The sequence below is a fragment of the Virgibacillus necropolis genome (genome assembly GCF_044793635.1).
Taxonomy (GTDB): domain Bacteria; phylum Bacillota; class Bacilli; order Bacillales; family Amphibacillaceae; genus Virgibacillus_F; species Virgibacillus_F necropolis_A.
Map to the genome: position 1 here is coordinate 2,580,777 of NZ_CP084992.1, position 17,539 is coordinate 2,598,315.

The following is a 17,539-nucleotide window of genomic DNA, read 5'->3' on the forward strand; positions in this document are numbered from 1 at the left end:
GAGGTGTTTCAAATGACGGAACCGTGGTGGAAAAAGGCGGTTGTGTATCAAATATATCCAAAAAGCTTTCAGGATACCACCGGAAATGGCGTTGGTGATATTCAAGGGATTATTAGTAGACTTGATTACTTGCAAAAGCTAGGTGTCGACGTTATTTGGTTGACACCTGTCTATCAGTCACCACAAAACGATAATGGCTATGACATTAGTGATTATTTTTCAATCGATGAAATGTATGGAACGATGGAAGACTTTGATCTATTGCTTCAAGAGACACATAAGTGTGGAATGAAATTGATCATGGATTTAGTCATAAATCATACATCCACAGAAAATGCGTGGTTCGTTGAATCAGCTAGATCAAAGGACAACCCTTATCGGGATTTTTATATCTGGAAGGATGCTAAAAATGGTGCTGAACCATCTAATTGGCAATCCAAATTTGGTGGCTCTGCTTGGCAATATGATGAAAAAACAGATCAATACTATTTGCATCTATTTGATAAAACGCAAGCAGATTTAAACTGGGAAAATGAAAAAGTTCGTACAAAACTTTACGATATGATGCATTATTGGGCGGAAAAAGGCATCGATGGATTTCGCTTAGATGTGATTAACCTTATTTCAAAAGATCAACAGTTTCCGGATGATCATGAAGGAGATGGGCGTAGACATTATACGGATGGACCAAAAATTCATGAATATTTACAAGAAATGAATCAAGCAGTTTTTTCAAAACACGATATGATGACGGTTGGAGAAATGTCGTCAACAACGCTTGAAAACTGTACATTATATACTAATCCTGAACGTAATGAATTGAATATGACATTTCAGTTCCATCATTTAAAAGTTGATTATCCTAATGGGGAAAAATGGGCGACTGCTCCATTTGACTTTCAAGCATTAAAGCAAATCTTATCTGATTGGCAGGTTGGTATGCATAAGGGTAATGGGTGGAACGCCTTATTCTGGTGCAACCATGATCAGCCTCGTGCCGTATCCAGATTTGGAAATGATAACAACTATCGAGTAGAGTCTGCTAAAATGCTTGCGACTACGATTCACATGATGCAAGGCACCCCTTATATTTATCAGGGTGAAGAAATAGGAATGACCAACCCAGAATTTTCATCAATAGATGATTATCGTGATGTGGAAACATTAAATGCATATGAGACATTAATGGATCAAGGAAGATCACAGGAAGAGATTATAACCATCTTACAACAAAAATCACGCGATAATGCTCGTACCCCAATGCAATGGTCGGAAAAAGATCATGCTGGGTTTACGGAGGGAACACCATGGATTCCCGTGGCAAAAAATCATCCTCAAATTAATGCTGATCAAGCTTTACAAGATAAAAATTCAATTTTTTATCATTACCAGAAATTGATTAGTCTTAGGAAAGAACATGATGTTATCACATACGGTGATTATCAATTATTACTAGAAAACCACCCACAGGTGTTCGTATACACGCGTAATTGGAGTGGTCAAACACTATGTATCGTAAACAACTTTTACGAACAGAATGTAACAATTGAATTGCCCTTCACAGAAGGAAATGTGTTACTATCGAATTATACCGATTCAGAAACGAGCCTTGAAAGTCTAACACTAAGGCCATATGAATCCATTGTGTACGATTTAAAATAGTGAGGAATGACAATGCAAAAGAAATATTTAACTATTTACCAGGATTTAGTTTTAAAAATACAAGAGAATTATTGGCCAAAACAAACCATGCTTCCTTCAGAAAATGAATTATCCGAGTTGTACGCGACATCAAGAGAAACCATTCGAAAGGCATTGAATTTATTAGCGCAGGATGGATATATTCAAAAGATACGTGGCAAGGGATCTGTTGTTATTGATATTAACAAATTTGATTTTCCGGTATCAGGAATAGTTAGCTTTAAGGAACTAGCCACGAAACTAAATGTAACAACAAAAACAGTTGTTCATGAACTCAGCCTTGCAACTGCCAATGAAAATCTGCAAAATACTTTACACCTAAATCAAACCAACAAGGTTTGGACAGTAGTTCGCTCGAGAGAAATTGATGGTGAGAAGGTTATTTTGGATAAAGATTTTCTAAATGAGCAGGTTGCACCTAATTTGACAAAAGAAATATGTGAGGATTCGATTTATCGTTATCTAGAAAACGATTTAGATCTAACTATTAGTTTTGCTAAAAAGGAAATTGTGGTTGAGGAACCAACGCAAGAAGATCGGCAATTCCTCGACTTAGAGGGGTTTTCAAATGTAGTTGTGATCAAAAGCCTTGTATATTTAGATGACGCTAGTTTGTTTCAGTATACTGAATCGAGACATAGGCCTGATAAATTCCGGTTTGTTGACTTTGCACGCCGAATAAATGAATAATGATGAATCCGTTATTTCAATTAGCTCTTTTCGTACGCATTGTTGCTTTTTCATCTTCATAGTTGATGTAAACGACGTAACTAAGGTTTATTTCCAAAGACGTGTGCTATTGCTGCCGTCCAGGATCGTTCCGGGCGGATGCTTTCCGCGGGCACGGCCTCAGCCTCCTCGAGAAAACCACTCTGCGGGGTCTTCGGACACGTGCTGTTCCCGCAGGAGTCACCGCCCTCCACTCACCTGGACTGGTTCAACTAATGAATGCTGTTATTACAAATATTATACCAGCAGCCCGTATACACGTAGACTCCTGCGGGAGGACAGGCATCGGTGAGACTACGCAGTGCGTTAGCACAAGGAGGCTCACCAGCCGCCCGCGGAAAGCGAAGTGTATACGGGCTGCGGCTGCCTTAGTAACTTGTTTCCATTTTCAGTACTACAGATCTAACATTGCTAGAAGTTACGTCGCATTTTATATCAATTCTCAAAAGCAACAATCTTTACGAAAACAGCCTTTCAATTAGAAATAATAAGTAAACAAAAGCTGTATGACCATTGTGGTCATACAGCTTTTATATGTTTTAATTATGATCTTTTCGTTTCTTCTTCTCATTTGGAATATACTTAGTAAAATAGACTGCAAATATTAGGCTGACAAATGATAATCCCCAAGATACAATTCCATTCCAGCGAAAGTCAATTTGCAAACCAATAAATAAAATAATACCACTAAGTATAAAAAATAAGGTTGTTAAATAAGGCTTCATTCCTAACACCTCAGATAATAAGGTAGATATCCTTTTATTTATATCATAATATTGTATGGATGAGAATGCAAAATGAGAATTTTCATAAGCACTTAACAATAATGTAATGATTGATTAGTGTCCCGCTACATCCCTTTTTGTAAAAAACATCCATGTGACTGCAAGGAAAATGACATAGTACACAACAAGTACAGTAATGGAGAATCCTAATGTCATGTCTTCCATAAAAGGTGTTCCAGTTACATGTTGATCTAAATTAGTATTAGCAAAAAGGATATATTTTGACCATGCTTTATCAGCAAAAAAGCCAACAATAGAAGTTCCTGCAAACATAAGGAAGATTGCTGTTCCGATTGCGAGTGAACTTTGACGGAATATAGCCGAAATCATGAGGGCGAATGTCGCCATCATTAATAATGTGACCAGTTGAAATCCGTATCCAGATACAATTTGGCTGATTACAGAAACGTGTTCAAATGAACCACCTTGACTTATCACAACATGGGGGTCGAAGCTGTTTATTCCAAAAAATATTGCTCCCACGATAAAGGTTAATACTAATACAAATAGTAGTGTCCATAAGGCGAATAACAATACAGAAATATATTTAGATAATAGTATTTTCGTGCGTGAGATCGGGCGAATTAATAAAAGTTTGATTGTGCCCCATTTAAACTCATTGGCAATAATACCTGCAGCAACGATTATTGTAAATAATGTTACAAGTGATAATAGGAATTCATTTTCCGAAACAAATTGCCATGCATCATATTCAGCTGGCATAATGTCATTCTCTAAATGAAAATTGTTTCGCTCAATTTGAGATGAGCTGAAACCTTTAAGCATTTCATTGTTTTCCATTTCTTTTTTCATATCTTCTTTAATCTGTTGATTCTCTTCTTGGAGTGTTTGGCGCCATGTATCTTCTTCGTAAGTAGTTACAGTTCCCTGGTAAAAGTTTGACATCAAACCAAGACCAATAATAATAAGGGCTAATATAATATACATAGACCAGGTAGATTTTCGTATATATGTTTTAATTTGTTCATTTACTATAAGCTGAAAGAAGTTACTCAATTATATTCTCTCCAATCAAATCAAAAAATTTATCTTCTAATGTTGCTTTTGATACACCAACCTGATAGACGGAAATTTGGTTTTCAACAAGCGTTTGAATATATAAAGGCATATTCCGTTTATCTCCTTGGAATGTGATGAGGTCACCAACTATTTTCCCTTCTATTTCATGGTGTGTTGTTAATAAATCAAGTGCCTTTTCAAGTGGATCTACTTCCATTTGAATTTGATGGAGTTGCTGTTCCTCTGTTGTTTCGTGTAAATGTTGAGTGGTAATCAATTCTCCGTTTTTAATAATACCGATACGATCACACATTTGTTCAATCTCTGCAAGTAAATGACTTGATATGATTACAGCAACGCCTTCGGATTCTGCTAGGCTGCGAATGTATTTACGTATCTCTCGGATGCCGGCTGGGTCAAGTCCGTTTGTAGGCTCGTCTAGAATCAAAACTGATGGTTTATGTAATAATGCTTGGGCTATACCCAATCGTTGTCGCATACCCAGGGAGTATTTTCCTGCTCTTTCTTTGATTGGCTTTTCTAATCCTACCAATCGAACAACCTCATGAATACGTTCTTTTGAAATGCCAGGTATCATTCGTGCATAATGCAGCAGATTTTGCCATCCACTCATAAAAGGATACATTTCTGGATTTTCAACAATTGCTCCAACCTCGCGAATTGCAGCCTTGTGCTCAGTTTTAATACTGTTTCCCAAAATCCTGATATCACCTTCAGTTATGTTCATTAGGCCTACCATCATTCGGATTGTTGTGGTTTTACCTGCTCCATTCGGCCCAATAAAACCAAACACTTCTCCTTTGTTAATGGTGAAAGATAACCCCTTAATGATTTCTTTTTTTCCAATTGACTTATGTACATCAATCAGTTGCATTGCTGGTTCTGACATGTGTAAAGACCTCCTCTATTTCTATCTGTTTGTATTACGAAAATTATTTAAAAACGTTTCAGTTATTTATTATTTTTTCATATTCTTTGAAACCTAGAAAGTCTATTCATGAAAAAAGCCCCCTTACATTTTTGTAAGAAAGGGGCTTTCAAGATTATTCATATATCTATTTTTATCTTTAATTATCGCGTTTTGCTTCTTTTACTTTTGACTTACGATAGCCTCCAGCCATATCTGCTTGTTTAAAGTCTCTTGTATATAAGACCTCTTGTGCGTCAGAAAGTTGTTTGTTTTTTGTTGGTTGATATTGTGCTTTACCCATATTTATCTACCCTTTCTATAGTTAAAATTTAGCTGAATAAATTATTTTCCCGTTGTGTATCGATTTAAACATGAAATATATATAAATGATCCATAAGAGGCTTTAAGTCGTTTTCTATATAGCGGAGGTGTTTTAGCGTCTGTATTCTCTCCATTTGGAAGTGTTATGATATGATGGGCTATATATCTTTTCAGAAGGAGAATGTTATGCGAGAAAATGATGTTGAATTATTCAACCGGGCACAGGCACAAGATGAGCATGCGCTAGAGTTGCTATATGATCGCTATGAAAAACTACTATTTTCATTCTCGTTTCGCATGACCAAGAATAAATTCCTTGCAGAGGAAGTAGTGCAGGATGTTTTTACAAAAATATGGTCAAAGCAACGGAATTTTGATGAGTCGAAAGGAAAGTTTTCTTCGTGGTTATTAACCGTTACGCGAAATGCAACAATTGATATGTTAAGGAAGAAGAAAACAACATATGAAATAGATGAGAGGGATGCGCTTCATGATTTAAGTCCTACTACTGAAGAACAGGTGGAATGGAAAGAAAGAAGTGAGGAAGTCCGCACGGCGGTCCAGCAACTTACTATTGAACAACAAGAAATCATTGAAATGTTTTATTTTAAAGGGTTATCACAGTCTAAGATAGCCGAAGCATGTAATCTACCATTAGGTACAGTGAAAGGGAGAGTTCGTTTAGCGTTGAAGCACTTACGCGGCATATTGTCTCCTACGAATGAAAGGGGGTTTCAGGATGATGTCTAAAACCTGTGATTTGTTGCTTGATTATTTTAATAACCAACTAACTAAAGAGGAACAAGGAAAGTTTGAATTACACTTGTTAGAGTGTAAGGAATGTCAAGAAGAGCTTGCAGAGCTACAACAATTAACGGAAGACCTTCCATATAGCAGTGAAGCTATAGACCCACCTAGTGGTATGAAGAAACGTATTTTATCAAACGTTGTGAATGGAACAAACACCTCTGAGCCAGAATCAGAACCAGAAGTCGAACAAGGTGAAGGTGATCAGGTAACTGCTATAAAGGATTGGAATGAACCGCAAAAGAAAAAAGCGGGATGGTATAAACCATTAATTGCAGCCGTTTTAACGATATCATTACTAGGAAATGGTGCGGCTCTAATTTATTTAACTAATGATCCAGTGGAAAAACCTACTACAGAACCACAAGAAACTTCACTTGATGCAATTCAAAAAATGCTATCGTTAAGTCCTTCTGAAGGAATAGATGCGGAAGCAACCGCAGTGATGATTGAACAAAACAATAAAACCAACCTCGTTATTCAAGCTAGTGATCTTCCGCCACTTGAAGGTGAGGAAACGTATCAAGTGTGGGTACTGGAGGATGGGAAACCGTATCGAGCAGGGACATTTGTTTCCAATGAGCAAGGAAATGGCGCTGTCTCCTATATTATGAATTATGATGGTAAACAAAATTGGGATACCATCGCAATCACAAAAGAACCAAATGCTAATAGCCAAACACCACAGGGTAAGATCCTGTTAAGCTCACCATTATAGAAAAAAACTGAGGTGACTGGTTAATTTTGAAACTGGGATGTATATAATTATACATCCCAGTTTTTTACATAAGTAAAGAATGTATAAAATGTTGACATTGAATATTTTGGTAGCCATGCAGGGCCACGTCCAGCTCCAGCGCCCAGCGACTATTGGATTTCCTTTACCTCCTTACGATAAGTCAACATCGGTTCGCTTCCGCTTACCGTGTTTCCTTTATCTCAAAGGAGGTTCGATTAAAACCGCCACTTTGCGTGGCAACATCGAACTACCCACGTTGCGTGGGCACAATCCATACGTCGCTAAACGGGCGCTTGCGCTTTTGTTCTTTCTGAAGGGGAATATATCCTATAGCAATTTTAATGAAATCTCAAAAAAATAGATTTGTTAAAACATTACTGCTATGCAAGCGTTTGAGAGACCTCACCTATCTAGTAAGGGGTTCTTTTAAAATTTTTTTTGCAAAAAGTGATCCAATTGAAATTCATCTTCGTTAGCTTAGTAGAATCACAACATACTAAAAAACTAAAGGAGATGTCTTAAAATGAATTGGAAAAAAGCATTAGTAGTAGCACCAATGAGTGCGGCGTTATTATTTTCGGCAAACGGAGGGCTTGTAAGCGCAGAAGAAACAACGGAGCCAACGGTAACTAACGCAGCTGTTGATTTAAGAGCTACCTTAGGAACGTTGTTATCTGAACACGGAAACTTGGCTATCATTACAATGCGTAAAGGTATCGAAGGAGCGGAAGATTTTGAAGCAGCAACAGCACAACTTGCAGAAAACACCCAGGCACTATCTGATGCTATCGCTTCAGTTTATGGTGAAGAAGCAGGTCAAGCTTTTCAGGACATGTGGAGTGCACATATCGGGTACTTTGTAGATTATGTAAAAGGAACTGCAGCTGAAGACGAAGAAGCTAAGCAAGCAGCATTAGACGAATTGTCTCAGTATCGTCAGGATTTCTCAGCATTTCTTGAAAAAGCAACTGAAGGTCGTGTTGAAGCAGATGCTTTAGCAGAAGGACTACAAACACACGTTAATCAATTAATCTCAGCATTTGATTCTTATGTTGCTGGAGACTATGCAGAAGCATTCAGCAAGCAAGCAGATGCAAGATCACACTTGTATATGACCGCGAAAGGGCTATCTAGTGCTATTACAGCACAATTCCCTGAGAAGTTTAATAACTCAATGGCTGTAACACCAGCTGCTGATCTTCGTTTAACTTTAAATAACATTCTTTCGGGTCACGTTGCATTCGCTGTAACAGCTATGCAAAATGGTATCGAAGGTGAAGAATCTGCAGAAGTCTTCAAAGCTAATGCAGCACAATTAGCACAAAATACGGATAAACTTACAGGAGCTATTGAATCTGTTTATGGTGCAGAGGCTGCTGAAAAGTTCAAAACTATGTGGAGTAACCACATTGGCTACTTTGTAGACTATGTTAAAGCAACAGCTGCTGAAGACGAAGAAGCTAAGCAAGCAGCACTTGAAGAGTTGAAGCAATATCGTGCAGACTTCTCAGCATTTATGGAAACCGCAACTAATGGTGAGATCTCAGCAGAAGCTGTATCTGAATCACTACAAATGCATGTAAATCAACTTGTAGCTTCATTTGATGCATATGCAGCAGGTAACTATGAAGAAGCTTATAACCAGTTCCATGAAGGTTATGTTCATTCAAATGACATTGCAAAAGCACTTTCTGGCGCTATCGTAGCTCAGTTCCCAGATAAATTTGCTACTGATATGCCATCTGAAATGCCGAAGACAGGTTTCGAACCAGCAGCTAACAATGACATGATGATGTTATGGATCATTGGTGCAAGTGCTTTAGTGCTAGCGGCATTTGTAGCAATTCGTAAGTACAGGACATCAGAAGAAAAATAATAGATAAAAGAACATCAGGAAAAGGTAGGGGAGCAGTGTGATGCGGAAGATTATAAGTATACTATTCTTATTAGTATTGGTAGGTTGTGGTCACGCCGAAAGCACTGACTCCAGCCAACCGGAATTAAAAGATACGAATAAAACACAAGAGAAGACTATTGAGCAAGAAAGTGTGGAAGATTCAGATCAATCAAGTACCGAAATAGAAGATGTTAGTGCTAATAAAGAGTCAAATGACAAGACTTTTTACGATAATGCATTTGACGATCCTGTTAAAGGTATAGTACCTGCTACAATTAGGATAGATAGTATCGATGTGGAAGCGCCAGTAGAACATGTAGGTATACAGGAAGATGGTAAAATGGGCGTTCCTGAGGATTATCGGAATGCAGTATGGTACAAAAAAGGACCTAGGCCAGGTGAAAAAGGAAGTTCGGTAATCGCTGGACATGTAAATGATCCTAAAGGTAAGGGTATCTTTTGGGACCTGAATAAGCTTGAAACTGGCGATGAAGTTAAAATATCCAATAAAAATGGGGAAGCACTAGTATTTGAGGTTGTTGATAAAAAAGCCTACGACCTTGGTAAAGCTCCTGTTGAAAAAATATTCGGGTATACGCCAAGAAGAATGCTTAATTTAATTACCTGTACTGGAGATTACATTGAGGAACTTGGTACACATGGTCAACGTCTGGTTGTATATACAGAATTGAAGGTAGAAGAATAATAGTAATAGGTTTCGATAAAAAACTGGTCTGACACGACATGAAACGTGTCCAGACCAGTTTTTAGATTTCAACGGTAGTTTAATTAGAAACTCAGGATATATTTTTCATCTTTTCATCGGATAACTTCCTATTGATTGTTTCATAGAGTTGCCAACAAATAAATGTCGAACATAGGCCGATAACACTTCCCGCAAATACATCAGTGGGATAATGGTGACCTACAAATATTCGAGAAACCGCGACGAGTACAGCTACTACAAGAATACCCCAGCCTAATTTACGGTAGATCAACCATATAGCACTTGCTGCAGCAAATGCGATAGTTGTGGTATCACTGGGAAAAGAAGCAGAAGGTGCCTTTTCGATCAATAATGTTATATCGTGCAACATAAACGGGCGTGGACGGGAATATAACAAAGTGATTAGATAATTTATTCCCATACCCAAAAGGATACCACCAATGCTATAAACGCATAAAGGCGGTTTATTGAAAAAATGACAAGAACTATTAACAACCCTATCAACATATAGATAACATAATTTGATAGAAACATCATTGATGCATCTAAAAATATAAATTCACCTGCAAATCCGTTAATCCATTTAACTATTTCTAAGTCCATTAATTTCCTCCTATTTTCCCTTTCCATTAATTGTTACGGTAATAGTATAGTGAATTGATTCAAATGCGGCAAGATAATTTTTTTGATTACCAAGGTGACTAACGGTGCTTCTACTTTTGCTCGCGGTTATTATTAGCATAACCTAAAATAACTTTATCGCTTTCCCTGCAACAGTTATACTTAATGTGTCGAATAGTATAGGGAGTGGAGGTTGCGTGAAGCAAGGAAAATCTTTTTAGAATCGTAATAGAAGACCATGTGGCTGGAAAAGATAATGTGACACAGGTCTCAAAAGCAAAATATTGGCGAACACATACAGCAATCTATGTTGGTATGAATAAAATTTATAAACTATTATTGCTAAAGTATAGGATTACAGCAATAATAATCCAGTAAGGAGCCCCTAATGAATCAAACAAAAATATGGATGAAAATTCGCGATAGCTTTTGGTTTATCCCCACAGTATATGGGGTTGTATCGATACTATTGGTCATACTTATAACGATTACAGATGGTTGGTTAGTAGGAAGTTACAAAGACAACCTCCCAAAAGTTCTGCTTACGACAAACAAGGTCGCGATAGATTTATATGCATCGCTTGTCACCGGTATTTTGACGATGACCACTATTAGTTTTTCCGTTATTATGGTTGTCTTAACAACTTATTCTACTCAATTCTCCCCACGTACCTTACAGGATTTCATGCGTAGTAGTACAACACAACATGTGTTAGGAGTCTATTGTCTAGGGTTTATTTTTGCACTCATACATTTGTTGACAGCTGGCAAGGAAACCTCTGTTATTGGCCCGATTGTAATGGTGATTGTTGCCATCATTACGCTAGCGTTTTTTGTTTATTTTATTCATCATTCTGCACGGTGGATACAGGTGAATAATTTAATTGGAAAAATTCGAAATGACGGTTCGCGGGTAATTAAAAGAACATATAAAGATCATAACTTTTTGGAATATGAAAAATGGAACGAAGATGAGCTGAATGATATACAGTCGTATAATAAACGGTCCATTTATGCCTATGATTCTGGTTATATTCAAAAAATCGACTGGGAAGGGCTTTTGAAACAGGCAACAAGACAGGGATGTATAGTCCATGTCCACGCTCGAATCGGTGATTTTGTGACGAAGGGTTTACCTATTATGAGTGTCATTGAAACGGAAGATTGTGATGACAATTATGAATTTAAACAGTTCTTGATAATTGGAAATGAACGTACAGATATACAAGATGTTGAATTTATGATTCAGAAATTAGTTGAGATTGCATTACGTGCTATTTCACCTGCAATTAATGATCCACACACTGCAATAAATTGTATAAATCGTATCGGGGCATTGCTGAGTGAAATTGGTGCTGCATATAATGAGAATCGTTATTTTGCAGATAGTAACAAGCAACTACGAGTTATTTGTGAACCAAAACGGTATGAGGATTTCCTTTATAAATCGCTTTATCAAATTCGTCATTATGGTAAAGATGATATTTCCATGCTTTATGCGATGGTTGAAGTACTTTATAAAATAGCGATTGTCAGTAAGCAACCAATCAAACAAAAAGTATGGAACTTTCATTTTTATATAATGGATGTAGTAGAGTGGGATATCTTATCTGATCTAGACCGTGAACATTTACAAGGTATTTATAAAAGGTTTAAAGCATACTGCACGACAGATTAATTTGTCGAAGGATGTAATAAGTATGATAAGATAGGAAAAAAAGGAGCTGACTTATCATGTTGCGGTATAAAGCCGGCTTTTTATTCGTTTTGTGTATTCTACTAGTGACAGCATGTAATAGTAATGAAACGCATAGTTCAAGGGATCATGTAAAAAAAGAATCTGATACTCAGGAAAAACCAATAAAAACAGACTTCCTAAAACCGGAGATTCATGAGATAACACTTTCTGCAATTGGTGATTTATTAATTCACGCAAGGGTTTATCAAGATGCTTTTACAGGAACCCAATATAATTTTAACCCGATGCTTGATAAAGTTGCTCCATTTCTGCAACAATCCACTATTACAATGGCTAACCAGGAAACGATGATTGGTGGTGTGGAACTCGGATTATCGACCTACCCAACTTTTAACACTCCACAACAAATGGGGGACGCATTAAAAAAGGCTGGGGTCGATGTAGTGACCCTTGCAAATAATCACACGTTAGACGGGGGAGAAGTTGCAATTCAGGAAGCAATTTCGTATTGGGAGACTATCGATATGATGTACACAGGCGCATATAAAAGTGAAGCAGATCAAAATGAAATTCGTGTACTCCAAACAGAAAAAGATATTTCAGTTGCATTTCTTGCTTATACATATGGTACCAATGGAATTCCTGTACCTGAAGGAAAAGACTATCTTGTGAATTTTATTGATAAGCAAAAAATGGCTTCTGATATTGAAAAAGCGAAAAAACTATCGGATGTCATTGTATTAAGTCTGCATTTTGGAAATCAATATGAACGGATGCCTAGTCAAAAACAAAAAGATCTTGTACAGTTTGTAGCGGATCAAGGTGTTCAGGTTGTGATAGGACATCATCCACATGTACTGCAACCAGTAGATTTTGTTGAAGGAAAGAATGGGAACAAGACATTTGTAGCATATTCACTTGGTAACTTTTTATCTGGGCAGGATGAATTTTACCGTCGAATTGGTGGGATGGTAAAGTTTACGATTCGAAAGACAGAAAGTGAAGGGAAAGATAAAATCGATATTGTTTCACCAAAGTTTTTGCCGACCTTCGTTGATTACCAGAATAATGCACATTATGACGTAATACCAATGTATAAATTAACTAATGAAATTCTTCCTAATGCTGATAAGCATTATAATGAAATTAAAGCACATATGTCTCAGTTAGTACCTGAACTTGAGTTTATTGAGGAATGACTTTGTTTGAGGTTGAGGTGACCCATATCACCCTTTGGTAAGAATTTGTTTTTAAAGGAGTTTGATAAATGGAATGGAAAAATATTTATCGGGGCATGTTGATGGGAGCAAGTGATGTGATCCCCGGTGTGAGTGGGGGAACGATTGCTGTTTTATTAGGAATTTATGATCGGTTAATTGCATCGATTAACGGAATAATTAGCAAGGATTGGAAAAAACAGCTAGGATTCTTAATACCACTTGGAATTGGTATTGGAACAGCAATTCTTCTGTTAAGCCGATTAATAGAATGGCTGTTTGAGCATTATGCTGGACCGACACAATTTTTCTTTTTAGGCCTAATTATTGGTATTCTACCTTATTTATTTCATGAAGCAGACGCTAAACGAACGTTTGAAATGAAGCATTATATTGTACTATTGGTTGGTGCGGTCATTGTGGCATCAATGGCGTTTATCCAATCAGGTGAACCAGGAATCATAGAAGATATTTCAACATCCACTTACATATTGTTATTTTTTTCAGGAGTTATTGCTAGTAGTGCCATGATCTTGCCTGGTATCAGTGGTTCCTTTATGCTTTTAATTATTGGTGTGTATCCTACCATCATTAGTGCCATTAGTAATCTACGGCTTGATATTATTGCTGTAACTGGCGTTGGGATTGTGATTGGCATCCTGGTTATGAGTAAAATCATCAACTTCTTTTTGCAAAATTACCGCTATGCTACATTTGCACTTATCATTGGATTGGTCATTGGATCTATTTTTGTTGTATATCCAGGATTTCCAAGTTCTACTTCGTTTGTATGGTTAAGTGTAATGACGTTTGCTGGTGGCCTTTTAGTTGCATATATTCTTGGTCGAGTTGAATACAAGTCTTAAACAGATTATAAGACAAAACGCCTGATAATCGGTAAAATAGTAGTAGTAATAAGTGAGGGAGTGTTTATTGATGGAACATATAAATACAGAAGAAAAATTCAATGAGATTATCCAAAGTGATAATCCTGTAATTGTAAAGTTCTTTGCCGATTGGTGCCCGGATTGTAAGCGCATGGATATGTTTATCGGAGATGTTATTGAAGAATTCAATGACCATAACTGGTACCAAGTAAATAGTGACGAAGTAAAAGGACTTGCTGAAAAGTATGAGGTAATGGGAATTCCCAGCATCTTGATTTTTAAAAACGGTGAAAAAGTTGCCCATCAGCACAGCGCGTATACAAAATCACCTGAATCTGTAAGTGAATTTTTACAGGAACAGCTTGCATAAAGGCAAAAGCACCCAAACGAATGGGTGCTTTTTTTATATCAAATCAAACTCTAATTTTTCATTATTGGTAAAGTGAATTTTGCTGTTTTGTAATGGGAAATGATTTTTATTTAATTTTTTTGGTTTAAGTTGATAGATTTTTGTAAAAGTCTCTTTATCTATTCCGCCAAAATTTATCTGTCTAATAGTCTGGATGTTTAAAAGACTGGTATCTGGATAGGCTTCCTTTGGATTTTCCCATTCAATCAAAAAGGGAAGTACCTCTGTTTCATAATTATATAATGGAAATAGCATCCGCCACTTTAATAGGGAACCATCAGGCTTTTCTCGCACAGCTGATATAGGACCTTCAAATGGGATATCATTCTCCTGGAAGTGTTCAACATATTTATCCATTTGTGTTGTACGTAATGCAAATTGGAAAGGTCCAGCCAGATTTTGATTTAATACATGCATAAGGTGTTTGATTAATGGATTGTCTGCTTTATTTGTCTTTTCATTATCATAAGTTCCTAACCATTCTATATAACTATCATTTGAGAAATAAGATAAATAATTGTGGGTTCCCCAATCATTATGTTGGCCACCCTTGATAGATTTTATGGTGAACTGATTCCCATAACGGGCACTTAATTCTTCAGCATTCGTAGCTGCAATAACAACATGATCAAGTGCTAGCATTACGCATCACTCCTTAAATTATATTCGTTTATATTTCTAATTGGATTTAAGGCGTTTTTCAACTGATGAAATAATCGAATTCACGATTGTTTCATGTACACCATACCCTTCTAATAACTTCAACCCAGCATCAAGTGAATCAAAAAACGATACTATTTTATTTTATACATTATCGCCTCCTAATAACTATTTTGCAAAACATATGTTTTAAAAAAGAATTTAAATAGAACGTCATATTCGTACATAGTTATCATTATTTGATATAGTACTTAAAAAGAGACATGTAAAGTGGGTGATCATATTGAGTCAACCGGCTATTTTAATTGTGGAGGATGAAAAAAAGCTTAGCAGGGTTCTACAACTTGAACTTGAATATGAAAGTTACGATACGCAAATTGCAAATAATGGAAAAGAAGCGCTGCTTTTATTGGAAAATAAACAGTGGGATTTAGTGTTGTTAGATATCATGTTACCAGAAGTAAGTGGGTTAGAAGTTCTACGAAAGCTCCGACGAACTGATCAACAAACACCGATTATACTTTTGACGGCTAGAGACCAAATCCATGATAAAGTAAGTGGACTAGACTTGGGTGCAAATGATTATGTAACAAAACCGTTTCAAATTGAAGAACTATTAGCACGTGTAAGGGTCCACTTGCGTCAACAAAAAGATCGGAATGAATTGATTATAGGAGATCTGCGTGTAGACTTAAACACTCGACAAATCACCCGTTCTACTACAGAGATTGTATTAACACCACGTGAATATGATTTACTTATATACTTATTACAAAACAAAAGTATTGTGCTTACTCGGGAACAATTAATTGAAAAAGTTTGGGGATACGGCTATTTAGGGGATACCAATGTGGTTGATGTGTATATTCGGTACCTAAGACAAAAGATTGATAAAGGTTTTAATGAAAAATACATCCAAACAATACGTGGCGTTGGATATATGATAAAGGATCATAATTAATGAAACTTCGAACGAAAATTCAATTGTTCTCCAGTATATTTATGTTGGTATTAATTTTATTGGTTAATACATCCATCTATTACTTTTTTTATAAGATCTCTGCTGAAAACGAGTTATCCCAGTTAGATGAACAAGCAGAAACGATTATAAGCACATTAAACGATAATCCGGATATTGCTAAAAAACAATTGCTTCGTGCTTATTTACCAACGAATGGTATGATTCGCGTAATCGATGAAAAGGGTAATCTGGTTAATATGGTAAGACATGAAAACGATTTTACTAGTTTGCCTTATCAGTTTTCAACTAATGAGAGCCATAAAGTAGTTGCTTATGACGATAGCCCTAATGTAGCAATAGCTGTTCAGCCTGTTATATGGAATGATGGTAATATTGTTACCCTGCAGGTTTCCAAGCAATTAACAGGATTAGACGATACGATGCATACGTTATTGTACGTTGTAATTGCGGCATCCATAATTATGCTTATTCCAACCGTTGCCGCTGGTAGAATATTGAGTGGGTTTATACTTAAGCCTATCCAAGCATTGATTCAAACCATGAATGCCAATAAGAAAGTAGATACATGGAATAAAATTTCTGTCCGAAGCAATTCCAAGGACGAATTGCACCAAATGGAGCAAACATTTAATGAAATGATCGATCATTTAAAAGACAGCTTCCATAAGCAGGAACAGTTCGTTTCTGATGCATCCCACGAACTTAAAACACCAATTGCAATTGTCAAAAGCTATGCGCAACTTTTAGAACGGAGAGGATTAGCTCGTCCTGAGGTATTTAAAGAGTCAGTTGATGCAATAGAATCTGAAGCGGATCGAATGCAAAAGTTAGTGGAGCAATTGTTGGTTCTTGCGAAAAGTAAAGCAGAGGTAGAACGATCAACGATTAATATAGTCAAACTATGTGAAGATATTGCTGCTGTTTTTGTTGGTGCTAATAACCGTTCCATCCAGGTTAATAAAGAACATGATACTTTATTGGTACGAGCCAATGGGGACCAACTCAAGCAAGTGATTTATAGCTTAATTGATAATGCATGTAAGTATAGTGATGATCGTGTCATTTTGGCAATTTTAGAAGGTAACAAGGATGTGATAGTCGAAGTTCAGGATTTTGGCCAAGGTATTTCAGAAGATGAACAGGCAAAAATATTTGACCGGTTCTATCGAGTTGATAAAGCTAGAAACAGAGATAATGGTGGAACAGGTCTTGGGCTATCCATTGCCAAATCAATTGTAGAAGTGCACGGAGGAACATTATCTGTTTCGAGTAATCTGGGAGAGGGTAGTACTTTTACCATCCAGTTTCCATTAGTAATAAAAAGTTAATTATCTTCTCATCAAATTCTAATCTTATTCACCTTATTCTTTCATGTGTGAAGGGTAAGATGTAATTAAGAAAGAAAAG

The 17,539-nt window shown here is 36.6% G+C and carries 19 protein-coding genes; 12 read left to right on the plus strand and 7 right to left on the minus strand.

The genetic code is table 11. The features are described 5' to 3' along the window. Positions 1–12: 12 nt before the first annotated feature. Complete coding sequence (treC, locus tag LG329_RS12510; protein ID WP_404451161.1) at positions 13–1,662, plus strand: alpha,alpha-phosphotrehalase; 1,650 nt, start codon at positions 13–15, stop codon at positions 1,660–1,662. 12 nt (positions 1,663–1,674) lie between these two features. Then, on the plus strand, positions 1,675–2,391 hold the full coding sequence (gene treR / locus LG329_RS12515) for a trehalose operon repressor (RefSeq protein ID WP_404451163.1): 717 nt from the start codon (positions 1,675–1,677) through the stop codon (positions 2,389–2,391). 578 nt (positions 2,392–2,969) lie between these two features. Here treR and LG329_RS12520 read toward each other — a convergent pair. The 4 genes from LG329_RS12520 to LG329_RS12535 all read right to left on the minus strand — a co-directional run bounded on the left by LG329_RS12520 (position 2,970) and on the right by LG329_RS12535 (position 5,467). Then, on the minus strand, positions 2,970–3,155 hold the full coding sequence (locus LG329_RS12520; protein ID WP_404451164.1) for a hypothetical protein: 186 nt from the start codon (positions 3,153–3,155) through the stop codon (positions 2,970–2,972). A gap of 114 nt (positions 3,156–3,269) precedes the next feature. Beyond that, on the minus strand, positions 3,270–4,232 hold the full coding sequence (locus LG329_RS12525; RefSeq protein ID WP_404451166.1) for an ABC transporter permease: 963 nt from the start codon (positions 4,230–4,232) through the stop codon (positions 3,270–3,272). After that, positions 4,225–5,145: an ABC transporter ATP-binding protein gene (locus tag LG329_RS12530; RefSeq protein ID WP_404451167.1), complete on the minus strand. Its 921-nt coding sequence runs from the start codon at positions 5,143–5,145 to the stop codon at positions 4,225–4,227. Before LG329_RS12530 ends, LG329_RS12525 begins: the two co-directional genes overlap by 8 nt. Positions 5,146–5,323: 178 nt before the next feature. After that, complete coding sequence (locus LG329_RS12535) at positions 5,324–5,467, minus strand: YfhE family protein (RefSeq protein ID WP_404451168.1); 144 nt, start codon at positions 5,465–5,467, stop codon at positions 5,324–5,326. Positions 5,468–5,673: 206 nt separating this feature from the next. Here LG329_RS12535 and LG329_RS12540 point away from each other — a divergent pair, with 206 nt between their 5' ends. From LG329_RS12540 to LG329_RS12555, 4 genes are all read left to right on the plus strand, one after another. Continuing rightward, positions 5,674–6,237 carry an RNA polymerase sigma factor gene (locus LG329_RS12540; protein WP_404451169.1) on the plus strand — a complete coding sequence of 188 codons (564 nt, stop codon included), beginning with the start codon at positions 5,674–5,676 and terminating at the stop codon, positions 6,235–6,237. After that, a complete protein-coding gene (locus LG329_RS12545; protein ID WP_404451170.1) occupies positions 6,227–7,012 on the plus strand; it encodes an anti-sigma factor domain-containing protein in 786 nt (261 codons plus the stop codon). The genes LG329_RS12540 and LG329_RS12545 overlap by 11 nt, the downstream gene beginning before the upstream one ends. 544 nt (positions 7,013–7,556) lie before the next feature. Then, entirely contained in the window at positions 7,557–8,909 is a 1,353-nt protein-coding gene (locus LG329_RS12550) for a copper amine oxidase (RefSeq protein ID WP_404451171.1), read from the plus strand. A 40-nt stretch (positions 8,910–8,949) separates the two neighbouring features. After that, positions 8,950–9,636, plus strand: coding sequence for a class F sortase (locus LG329_RS12555; protein WP_404451172.1), 687 nt, complete (start codon positions 8,950–8,952; stop codon positions 9,634–9,636). Positions 9,637–9,727: 91 nt separating this feature from the next. Here LG329_RS12555 and LG329_RS12560 read toward each other — a convergent pair whose 3' ends face one another. Further along, complete coding sequence (locus LG329_RS12560; RefSeq protein WP_404456651.1) at positions 9,728–10,078, minus strand: phosphatase PAP2 family protein; 351 nt, start codon at positions 10,076–10,078, stop codon at positions 9,728–9,730. Next, entirely contained in the window at positions 10,069–10,260 is a 192-nt protein-coding gene (locus tag LG329_RS12565; protein WP_404451173.1) for a hypothetical protein, read from the minus strand. The genes LG329_RS12560 and LG329_RS12565 overlap by 10 nt, the downstream gene beginning before the upstream one ends. A 406-nt stretch (positions 10,261–10,666) precedes the next feature. Between LG329_RS12565 and LG329_RS12570 the strand changes: the two genes are divergently transcribed. From LG329_RS12570 to LG329_RS12585, 4 genes are all read left to right on the plus strand, one after another. Beyond that, entirely contained in the window at positions 10,667–11,956 is a 1,290-nt protein-coding gene (locus LG329_RS12570) for a DUF2254 domain-containing protein (RefSeq protein ID WP_404451174.1), read from the plus strand. Positions 11,957–12,012: 56 nt separating this feature from the next. After that, positions 12,013–13,176, plus strand: a complete 1,164-nt coding sequence (locus tag LG329_RS12575; protein ID WP_404451176.1) for a CapA family protein — start codon at positions 12,013–12,015, stop codon at positions 13,174–13,176. A gap of 68 nt (positions 13,177–13,244) precedes the next feature. Then, positions 13,245–14,060 (plus strand): DUF368 domain-containing protein, encoded by an 816-nt coding sequence (locus tag LG329_RS12580; RefSeq protein WP_404451177.1) that lies wholly within the window; start codon positions 13,245–13,247, stop codon positions 14,058–14,060. 70 nt (positions 14,061–14,130) lie between these two features. Next, positions 14,131–14,451, plus strand: coding sequence for a thioredoxin family protein (locus LG329_RS12585; protein WP_404451178.1), 321 nt, complete (start codon positions 14,131–14,133; stop codon positions 14,449–14,451). Positions 14,452–14,484: 33 nt separating this feature from the next. On the opposite strand, the gene LG329_RS12590 is transcribed toward LG329_RS12585, so the two are convergent. Continuing rightward, positions 14,485–15,132, minus strand: coding sequence for a VOC family protein (locus LG329_RS12590; RefSeq protein ID WP_404451179.1), 648 nt, complete (start codon positions 15,130–15,132; stop codon positions 14,485–14,487). 301 nt (positions 15,133–15,433) lie between these two features. Here LG329_RS12590 and LG329_RS12595 point away from each other — a divergent pair, with 301 nt between their 5' ends. Then, complete coding sequence (locus LG329_RS12595; RefSeq protein WP_404451180.1) at positions 15,434–16,111, plus strand: response regulator transcription factor; 678 nt, start codon at positions 15,434–15,436, stop codon at positions 16,109–16,111. Beyond that, complete coding sequence (locus LG329_RS12600; RefSeq protein WP_404451181.1) at positions 16,111–17,460, plus strand: ATP-binding protein; 1,350 nt, start codon at positions 16,111–16,113, stop codon at positions 17,458–17,460. Before LG329_RS12595 ends, LG329_RS12600 begins: the two co-directional genes overlap by 1 nt. Positions 17,461–17,539: the final 79 nt, after the last annotated feature.